The organism is Burkholderia sp. B10, from assembly GCF_004368385.1.
In the GTDB taxonomy this organism is placed as follows: Bacteria; Pseudomonadota; Gammaproteobacteria; order Burkholderiales; family Burkholderiaceae; genus Burkholderia; species Burkholderia vietnamiensis.
Genome location: NZ_PQMX01000180.1, coordinates 1 through 853, shown reverse-complemented (window position 1 = coordinate 853; position 853 = coordinate 1). Strand labels below are relative to the sequence as shown.

Annotated in this window: 1 protein-coding gene; it reads left to right on the top strand. The window is 62.3% G+C overall.

What is annotated here, in order from left to right:
* Positions 1 to 115: 115 nt before the first annotated feature.
* On the top strand, positions 116 to 853 hold a 738-nt coding region (gene istB, locus C3Y15_RS31480), incomplete at its 3' end, for an IS21-like element helper ATPase IstB (protein ID WP_124260319.1).

Here is an 853-nt window from a genome sequence, read left to right as displayed (position 1 = left end):
AAGGCGCCCACCACGAGTACCAACCTCGCGACGACGAAACTCCAGCTTACCGAAGAGCCGGCTGCCGACGTGAGCCGCTACGAAACCCTGCGCGCCAACCCACCGGAGGACCGTCATGTCTAACGACATCGCCGCCCAACTCAAGGGGCTCAAACTGCATGGCATGGCGAGCACCTGGCCAGAGCTGCTGGCGCAGTCGCGTCACACGGAGTTCGACCCGGAGCGCTTCATGAAGCAGCTGCTGATGGCTGAGACGGCGGAGCGACAGGTGCGCTCGATCGCCTATCAGATGACCGCCGCTCGCTTCCCGGCTCACCGCGACCTGAAGGGCTTCGACTTCGCGCAGGCGCACGTCGACGAAGCGCTGGTTCGAGAACTCAGTGACCTGTCGTTCCTCGCAAGCGCACACAACGTCGTGTTCATCGGTGGCCCCGGCACCGGCAAAACGCACCTCGCCTCAGCGATCGGAATTGAGGCCGTGCAGCGCCACGGCAAGCGCGTGCGCTACTTCTCGACCGTCGAGCTGACCAACGCACTGGAGCAGGAGAAGTCCATTGGCAAACAAGGCCAGATCGCCCATAGGCTGATGTACGTCGACCTGGTAATCCTCGACGAACTGGGCTACCTGCCGTTCAGCCAGACCGGTGGCGCATTGCTGTTCCACTTGCTCTCGAAGCTGTATGAACACACGAGTGTCGTGATCACCACCAACCTCAGCTTCGGCGAGTGGGCGACCGTGTTCGGGGACGCAAAGATGACGACGGCGCTGCTGGACCGCGTCACCCATCACTGCCACATCGTCGAAACGGGCAATGAATCCTGGCGCTTCAAGTCCAGTTCTGCCAAGGCGAAG